The following is an 8,172-nucleotide window of genomic DNA, read 5'->3' on the forward strand; positions in this document are numbered from 1 at the left end:
GCTTAGTAGCCAGTAGCACTCAAAATTCGGGTAACTGAATAATTGAAGATTGATGGTTATTAAACTGATACTTTTTCCTTCTTATTAGTAAAAGCACCCGCAATTCTTAGTGCTGCACCAGGACTGGGATGAGCAAAGAACTCTTCTATAGCCTTGGTCAGCCCAGCCGCAACAGTCGGCTCGTGACAAGCGTAGACATAAATGGGCTGTTGAACGCCATTGACTAATCGTGTCTCTTGGCGATCGCCTAATTGTGGGTAGAATGTTCTCACCCATGTACCCAAGTGTCCGCGATAGTGAGTGCCACTTATAGGGACTTTCTTTCCAAGTTCGCTCTCTGCAAAGTTGACCACGCCCAACCAGCGTTCTTCTGAAGGGGTTAACAATTTTCTGTTGTGTTCTGCCAGAAGATTCCCGGCATAGTCTTTAAATTGCTGTTCCATGTACGGGTTGAGTCTGCCACCTGTGAGTTCGGCTAAAGTTCTCATCGCCTCGACCAAAGTTTGTAAGCGCTGCTCAACCGGTGGGAGAGCAGGAACAGGTGCAGGAGTTTGAGGAGTGATGCTGGGAACTGCTGCAACCAAGTCTAAAATGATGGTTCTAACTTGCGCTGCTACTTGAGATTGCTGCAAGATCATTGCGATCCTTAATGCACCCAAAGCCGAAAAAATTCTAATTTGGGAAGTTCTAGATGGTAGACAGAGTGTCTGTCGAGCATCACGTAAGTCAATGCCTGTAAGGGTTTTAGTTTCTTGGGTTTGGAATTCAGATTGATTTACTCTTGTTAGCTCTTTGACTGCGGACTCTGTAACTGAAAAATATTCCGCTATTTGTGCAGTAGTTGCCCAGCCGCTACCGTTCCATACAGCGAACACTATTGCCTTTGCTTTGCTGAGAACTTCTTGGGCACGAGAATCATCTAGGTTAGAAAGTGCAGAAGTTCTCAATGATGGAGACTCGACTAAAACATTTTGATTTAAAGGTAAACTCATGTTGCTTGACTCCTAAGTAAGTTTCAAAACTTTAGAGATTCACGCGCATCAAACTTTTTTCACCAACTAATGAGAAACGATTCGATATAGTTGGTGTCTTAATTAATGTTGGTGACATCAATTCAACAAGGTAAAACCAAGAATTATTCACCAGCCCAATCCCTAAAATCAGCCGTTGTTTTGTTCCCTTATTGTGAGAACAGAGCATCACTCTTTCTCCCAGAACGAAAGCAGGTTTTTGCACCTTGATGGCTTCTAATTCTCCAGTCCCGATGATTTGGTTTTGTGTAGCGTGGAGTATTTCATTACGGCAATCAATTGAATAAATCCAACATTCGTGTTTCCATTGCATACCGCAGCAATAGCCGAATGTTTTCGTGGTTCTCAGGTAAACTCTCTCCAGTAAATTCACCTCAATGGGTGGAATTGTTCCACGCCAAGGAGGAGAAAGATACCAACTTGTTTTGAGTGCATTAATATGGTCAATCATGCTTTTCTTCCCTGGGATTAATAACCTAAAAATCTTCGGCAATGTTTGAAGAAGAACGCCCAAAAAATATCTAAAAGTGAGCAGCAATTTTCACTGCTGCCCACATGAGGCTTTACGCTGTAACTAATTCTTGAAGTTGCGATCGCACTTCATGGTTGAAAAGCTGCTGTAATTCTTCAGTAGTCAGTTGCTCTAAGGGTCGGTCTTGCAAGTATTTGTGAACTGGTTCAGCCAGTGACGTATCCACTGTCGATAGCGATAGCACAGCATCAAGCACCGAGTTAGAATACTGCTGCTGACGTGAATAACGCCTCTTCACCCACCAGTCACCGTCAGTGCATCCGACTTGCCCCAGTTTCACGCCGTTGTTGTTGTAAATGCCATCATCGAGAATTTCAAAGCCGTAATCCTGGCACTCGTTGAAGATATGCGCCATGATTTGGTTTTCGGTCGTGGAGGGTGTTGTTTCTTTCTCCTGCACAGGTAATGAGCCATCTTTGTAGTGAGTGCAGATGAAGCGATCGCAACGCATTAGAGTGTTGGCACGAAATACTTCTTCGTCGTTGACCATGACTACCCAGCGTTGCGTTAAGTGGGTGTCGTCATGGCTGATGCTGGCTACCAGTTTGTCATCAGCGTAATATTCGTGATGGTCAAAAGAGATTTCGACTATTGTGAGGGGTTCGGGAGCTATTGCTTGGGCTTGGTCAGCGATGTAGTTGTCGAGTTCGGCTTGGGCGAGGGCTTGGTTGTCGGGGGCAACAGGGGTGAGTTTCTGAATCTTGCTGGCTTGATAGTTAACAATAGCGGAAATCCACGCGTCCTTACAGCGTTTGTCGCTTACTTCGACTGTGCAGCCGATTTCGCTGTAGATGCGCTTTAGCTGGTCTAGGGATTTGGAGCGCAGCTGTTGTTGGGTGTAAGTTGGATGTGTCATTATATTGGTTACGCCATCTGTATGGTGGATGTTTTGCAAAAGCGATCGCTTCCAATTTGCGAGAGAGGTGCGGTCGCTTTTTGCTGTCCATAAATATAGCGGGGTCGCTATATGTTTGTCAATCTTGCATATTAATTATTATGGCTGCTATATTTGTAGGAATCGCTTTAAGTAAGCGATCTAGCTATAAAAGCATTAGTGGAGGAAACTATGAGAGTAAGGAAAACAAAAAAAGACTCTCTAAAGATGATTCGTTGGCGGCTAAGAATATTAATGGCAGAGAAGAAAATCAGCAATAAAGAACTTGCTGAACTTTCGGGTATCCACCCAACGTCCATTTCAAAACTGAAAAACGCTGATGAAATTGAACAAATCAGTGGGAGAGTTTTAAACAGTTTATGTAATGGTTTGACAAAGGCGTATCAAGCCGCAGGTGATAACCGAATAATTACACCAGGGGATTTGTTTGACTACACTTTTGATCATGATGGCGATCCTACGACAGGGGATATTCAATCAAAAGCGTTACAAAAAGCCGAAAATGAGCAATTATCTAATCCTGGTAAATCAGCTAAACCTAATACTCAGGTATTATGGTTAACGCCTAATAAGGAGGCATCATAAGTATTTTTGTTCTTAAGCATACTTAAGCCAGAAGAGGTGGATAAATGGACACCCCACCCCATAAGCGCAAAAAAGCCACCTCTGCCGCCTCACGCAACCCGGAATCCCTCAACTCAGATATCACCCCTTTAGAAGACCCAGCTTCAGCGATCATTGATGTTCCTGCTGTTGAAGTTCCTGAATTAACCGAACAGGAGCAGAGCGATCGCTTGCATTTGGAGCGAAAGGTTGAAAGGGCGTTTTTTGAGGCTGGCAAGGCGTTGATGGAATTGCGCGATCATAGACTATACCGTTCTACTCATTCCACCTTTGAGGAGTATTGCAAAGATAGATTCAGTTACAATCGTTCTCGTTCTTACCAGTTAATTGATGCAGCTATCGTTGTGGACAATCTGCATAAATGTCCACAATTTGTGGACATTTTGGGTTGACCAAGCTTTAAAAAGTAGTCAGACAGTAGCATCAGATTTGTTAGAGGCGCACAAGTGGTTGCAACGAATTGCTAATTGTTTACGCTACCCTCATAACTCCGTCCACACCTGTGGCAGTGTAATTGATATTACAGATGCCGCGAAATTACCTTTAACAAGCTTTCAAGTCCAGTGCGAGATGCAAGCAGTTATTAGAGCAGTTTATGCCTGACCCAGGGCAAAATCCGGCACAGTTTGCCTTGAAGAAAAAGTTACAATGTTTATGGGATAAATTCGGGACTAACTTATTGCACTGCTATGATATTCCTGGCTTACCACCAGATAACCTGAAAATGGAAGCTATGTTTAGCCATTTGCGTCGCCATCAGCGTCCTATTAGTGGACGGAAATCAACTGCCGAATTACGTGATTTTGGACAATATCAAGTTCTATTTCTAGCTCAAAGCGAAAAACAGTTACTTGAGCAAATTCAGCAAGTATCTGTAACTGAGTACAAAGCTCAACGTCGTAGATTAGCTTTGCCGAAGCCCCCCGTCAACAAAAATATCGCCTTCACCATGATCCAGTTAGCGCAATACAAAGTTTAGTTCATCAACATCAAGAAATTATCTCTGTGCTTGAGTCCCAGGCTGTTTCATACCAACTAGACAGTTAGGGGTGATACGTAAAATTTACCATTTTGCCTATTTACGCAACAATGCCGAGAAGAACTGCTACCTGCTGCATTTACTAGTTGTGAAAAAACTCTGTGATTCACCAGTTGAGTAGGTCTTACATGCTAATTTAGAAGAGGTATTAAGTCAAACCAATGAGTTGAATTCTGAACGCAAAGCTGATGAGAAGCACCCTGATCAACTCGGTCAAACCTGAAGAATGGTTAAATAAATCTCTGGTGTTATCTAGCCAGCAGATGGGCTGGAATGGAATTTTGGTTCAACAGCATCAAAGCGTTCCAACGTCAGCTGAAGTCGAGATTCCTGCCCTGTCAAATCACTGGCTCAACTTACCGCTAGGACAACCCGTTCGGTTGACTCAGAAGTGTAACGATTGCTGGCATGACTCTATCGTTAAAAAGGGTGACAGCATTTTTGTCCCAGCGGGACAACCGAGTTACTGGCACTGTGGGGAAACTGACACCGCCAAGCAAATGCTGCACATTCACTTGAAGCCGGAGTTAATCACGCAAGTTGCTGAAACATCGGATCTCAATGGCGATCAAATTAACCTGGTGAACTGTTTTTCTAAGCCTGATTTGCACCTCCAGCAGATCGGAATGCTGCTTTTAGCTGAGTTGAAGTCAAACGGCATCATGGGACGGCTTTATGTTGAATCTTTAACTCAAGTGCTAGTCATTCATCTGCTGCGACATTATTCTGCTGTTACACAAACCATTACACCAAAGCAAGAGAGCTTAACTCGCGTTCAGCTGCGACAAGCGATCGATTATATTCACACTCACCTCGACCGAGATTTGTCACTGGCTGAAATTGCAGAAGTCATCAATATCAGCCCCACTTACTTCGCGAGTTTATTCAAACGCGCTATAGGTACTTCCCCACACCAGTACGTGATTCAACAGCGAGTGGAACAGGCAAAATTGATGCTGTCGAAAACGGATTTGGCGATCGCGGACATTGCCTTACAAGTAGGCTTCTCCAGTCAAAGTCATTTGACGCAACAGTTTAAGCGCCTGACTGGAATGACACCGAAACAGGTTCGCCCTTCACCATAAGAATCTGATAAATCATCGTAAGAATCTGAAAGAAGTCAAGCATTAGAACTCAATACACTTTAGAGATGTAGAACCAGGAGAATTCAACATACTTAAAGAGCAAACTGTAGACAAACAAGCAAATTTACAGGCAACCCCCAACCTGACACCCGCTCAGGAAGCCGTGCAAGCACTCTGGGAAGAGCATATAGGGTATGAGTTTGACACTCACAACACTGAAGATGCTCTCGCCACTATGGTTGAGGATGCTTACGTCAATCACATTCCAGTAATGACTGGGGGAGTAGGAAAACCAGCACTGCGCGAGTTTTATTCTAAATACTTTATTCCACAGATCCCGCCAGACTTGGAGCTAGTTCCAATTTCGCGCACGATCAGAACCGATCAACTCGTGGATGAAATGGTGGCTAAGTTCACTCATACAATCCAGATGGACTGGATGCTACCTGGCGTTGCTCCAACTGGGAAACGGGTTGAAGTGCCAGTGGTCGCGATTATTCGGTTTCGTGATGGCAAACTAGCCCACGAACACATTTACTGGGATCAGGCAAGTGTATTGGTTCAAGTCGGCTTGCTCGATCCGGGTACACTTCCTGTCGTGGGCGTTGACAGTGCGCGTAAGGTGATTGATCCCAACTTACCTTCAAACACACTAATTGCTCGCGACTAAGTGTAGGAGCCAGCAAACATCAGTTCCCAAACTCGGCGACTACAAAGGAGCGCAAGTAACATAACCATTCACAACAAGCTGGTTGACTGACAAAACTCGACCCCCCTCTCCCTAAATTCCTCTCCCAGAGCGGGAGAGGGACTTTGAAAGTTCATTTTATTTTGAGCTTCTCTTGCTCCCCTTCTCCCACAAAGGTATTGAGCCGAGATCCGTGTAATTTTCAGCAAGATGATCTGGAAATCCTTGTCCTGTCTAGTTTTGAGAGTTTGTTACATGATAAGTCAAAAAAACATTTTTACAACGAAACATCAAGCATTTTGAAACCATCTTGCATATTTTTGCGTTTATCCTAGCTCAATACCAGTGAGTTTTGGAAGATTAATTGAAAGCAAAGTTCAACAATAAATACTGAGAGAAATAGCTTTATGAACATTGCAATTATTGGAGGTGGAGTTGGCGGTTTGGCAACCGCGAATGCACTACTCAGGAAGGGATTTAAAGTACAAGTCTACGAGCGAGCCAAAGTTTTGCGACCGATTGGTGCGGGTCTAAGCTTAACCCCAAACGGTTTGAATAGCCTCAATGCGGTTCAACCAGGAATAGCCCAGACATTAATAAAAGCAGGCAGTCCAATCCATACTCTAATCTTGAAACGCAGCACTGGAGAGACGATCGCGTCAAAGTCAATGGAAATAATGCAGAGATATGGACAGCCCATGTTAATGATTCAGTGGTCAAAACTGCAAGCCATTCTGGCATCGGTACTACCGCCCGAAATCATTCATCTTCAGCATCGCTGTGTAGGCTTTGAGGAGCAAGACGACAGTGTTAAAATCTATTTTCCAGATGGAAAAACAGTCCAAGCAGACTTGCTGATTGGCGCAGATGGCATTAATTCTGTTGTCAGGCAGCGAATAATAGGAGATGAGTTTCCTAACTATGCAGGGCGAATGTCTTGGCGGGCGCTCGTTCGATATTCTCACAAGCAATTGTCTCCCAACGCAACAACTGTAATAACGTCATCCAATGGTCAAAATTCCATGCTGATGGATGTGGGGGATGGTTATACCTTTTGGGGTACAAGTGCATTATCGGCAGACGATTATGTCAATCGACGGGCAACCGATGCTAAGACTCACGTTTTGAAGATATTTGCAGGGTGGGCAGAGCCTGTAGGGGCGATAATCGCAGCCACACCCGCAGCAGATATTGTAGAGCGCCCTATTTGCGATCGCCCGCCCTTAGATCGTTGGAGTAAGGGTAGAGTGACGCTCTTGGGAGATGCGGCTCATCCTGTCGTCCCCTCTCTAGGACAAGGTGCTAATACGGCGTTTGAGGACGCTTACGAACTAGCGGAGTGTCTTGCCGTCGCTCCGAATATAGAGGCGGCACTTAATGCTTATGAAAACAGTCGCATTCCTCGTACAGCAATTATTTACGATCGCAGTGCTACTCAGGGTTATAAAGCTTATCAACCCGATAGTGAAAACACATTCACTGAAATGATGAAACCATCTTTTAGGAGTCAGGATGACTTTGAAGCATGGCTTTATCGCTATAATCCAATCGCTCAAAAGCGAAAAGTTTATTAAGCGTCTTTAATATTAGATTAAAGAGAACTAACAATGATCGATCGCATTTCTGCCGAGATCGGCGACGAGATTTTGGGGGCCACCTGGAATTTTGCCTACTGATACAACAACTTAGCAAAACTATTGTAGTCAGTAGATCTACATTGCGATCGCAGACATTGCACTACAAGTAGGTTTTTCTAGCCAAAGTCATTTAACACAACAGTTAAAACGATTTACAGGAATGACACCAGAGCAGGTTCGCTCTTTATCAACAAAATATCATAAGAATTTGAAAGCAGTTGAGCATTAAAACTCAGTACACCTTGAAATGTCAGTTTAAAGGCTCTGGAGTAAGTGTGAGTAATATAACGAATCAGCTACCAGTTGAAGTATCAAGTCTTAATACACCGATGCAAGCAATTTTTGATTATATTGTGATTGGCGCCGGTTCAGCAGGCTGCGTTGTTGCCAACCGTCTTACAGAAGACCCTAATACTAAAGTATTGCTGCTCGAAGCGGGTGGTTCTGATACCAAGCCAGAACTTCAAGTTCCCTCAGTGTGGCCTACTACACTCTTAGGCTCGGAAGTGGACTGGGCATACTTAACTTAAGGGGAACCTTACTTAAATAACCGCAAAATTTTATCTTCACGCGGTAAAGTCTTGGGCGGCAGCAGTTCGATTAATGGCATGATTTATATACGAGGCAATGAACGTGACTAC

General features: G+C 44.1%; 12 protein-coding genes and 1 pseudogene. 10 read left to right on the forward strand and 3 right to left on the reverse strand.

The genetic code is table 11. From position 1 onward, the window contains the following. Positions 1-59: 59 nt before the first annotated feature. The 3 genes from H6G97_RS40035 to H6G97_RS40045 form a co-directional block, all read right to left on the reverse strand. The gene (locus H6G97_RS40035; RefSeq protein WP_190946174.1) at positions 60-992 is read right to left on the reverse strand and encodes a hypothetical protein; all 933 of its coding nucleotides are present in this window, start codon (positions 990-992) and stop codon (positions 60-62) included. 31 nt (positions 993-1,023) lie between these two features. Continuing rightward, the gene (locus tag H6G97_RS40040) at positions 1,024-1,482 is read right to left on the reverse strand and encodes a DUF1392 domain-containing protein (RefSeq protein ID WP_190946175.1); all 459 of its coding nucleotides are present in this window, start codon (positions 1,480-1,482) and stop codon (positions 1,024-1,026) included. 112 nt (positions 1,483-1,594) lie between these two features. Then, positions 1,595-2,419, reverse strand: a complete 825-nt coding sequence (locus tag H6G97_RS40045) for a hypothetical protein (RefSeq protein ID WP_190946176.1) — start codon at positions 2,417-2,419, stop codon at positions 1,595-1,597. Between H6G97_RS40045 and H6G97_RS40050 the strand changes: the two genes are divergently transcribed. The 10 genes and pseudogenes from H6G97_RS40050 to H6G97_RS40095 all read left to right on the forward strand — a co-directional run. Beyond that, on the forward strand, positions 2,413-2,718 hold the full coding sequence (locus H6G97_RS40050; RefSeq protein ID WP_190946183.1) for a hypothetical protein: 306 nt from the start codon (positions 2,413-2,415) through the stop codon (positions 2,716-2,718). The genes H6G97_RS40045 and H6G97_RS40050 overlap by 7 nt on opposite strands. Beyond that, complete coding sequence (locus H6G97_RS40055) at positions 2,693-3,043, forward strand: helix-turn-helix domain-containing protein (RefSeq protein ID WP_199349995.1); 351 nt, start codon at positions 2,693-2,695, stop codon at positions 3,041-3,043. The genes H6G97_RS40050 and H6G97_RS40055 overlap by 26 nt, the downstream gene beginning before the upstream one ends. A gap of 44 nt (positions 3,044-3,087) precedes the next feature. Continuing rightward, complete coding sequence (locus H6G97_RS40060; RefSeq protein WP_422394263.1) at positions 3,088-3,474, forward strand: hypothetical protein; 387 nt, start codon at positions 3,088-3,090, stop codon at positions 3,472-3,474. Beyond that, positions 3,455-3,685, forward strand: a complete 231-nt coding sequence (locus H6G97_RS40065) for a hypothetical protein (protein ID WP_190946177.1) — start codon at positions 3,455-3,457, stop codon at positions 3,683-3,685. Before H6G97_RS40060 ends, H6G97_RS40065 begins: the two co-directional genes overlap by 20 nt. Beyond that, a complete protein-coding gene (locus H6G97_RS40070) occupies positions 3,678-4,061 on the forward strand; it encodes a hypothetical protein (RefSeq protein ID WP_190946178.1) in 384 nt (127 codons plus the stop codon). The genes H6G97_RS40065 and H6G97_RS40070 overlap by 8 nt, the downstream gene beginning before the upstream one ends. A 248-nt stretch (positions 4,062-4,309) precedes the next feature. After that, a complete protein-coding gene (locus H6G97_RS40075) occupies positions 4,310-5,206 on the forward strand; it encodes an AraC family transcriptional regulator (protein ID WP_190946179.1) in 897 nt (298 codons plus the stop codon). Positions 5,207-5,369: 163 nt separating this feature from the next. Beyond that, positions 5,370-5,876, forward strand: coding sequence for an ester cyclase (locus tag H6G97_RS40080; RefSeq protein ID WP_338421947.1), 507 nt, complete (start codon positions 5,370-5,372; stop codon positions 5,874-5,876). A gap of 425 nt (positions 5,877-6,301) precedes the next feature. Further along, positions 6,302-7,468 (forward strand): FAD-dependent oxidoreductase, encoded by a 1,167-nt coding sequence (locus H6G97_RS40085; RefSeq protein ID WP_190946180.1) that lies wholly within the window; start codon positions 6,302-6,304, stop codon positions 7,466-7,468. A gap of 157 nt (positions 7,469-7,625) precedes the next feature. After that, positions 7,626-7,760: an AraC family transcriptional regulator gene (locus tag H6G97_RS40090; protein ID WP_338421948.1), complete on the forward strand. Its 135-nt coding sequence runs from the start codon at positions 7,626-7,628 to the stop codon at positions 7,758-7,760. A 100-nt stretch (positions 7,761-7,860) separates the two neighbouring features. Further along, positions 7,861-8,172, forward strand: a pseudogene (locus tag H6G97_RS40095) (GMC family oxidoreductase N-terminal domain-containing protein); the annotation flags it as partial.

It is taken from the genome of Nostoc flagelliforme FACHB-838 (assembly GCF_014698065.1).
GTDB classification, from domain to species: domain Bacteria; phylum Cyanobacteriota; class Cyanobacteriia; order Cyanobacteriales; family Nostocaceae; genus Nostoc; species Nostoc flagelliforme_B.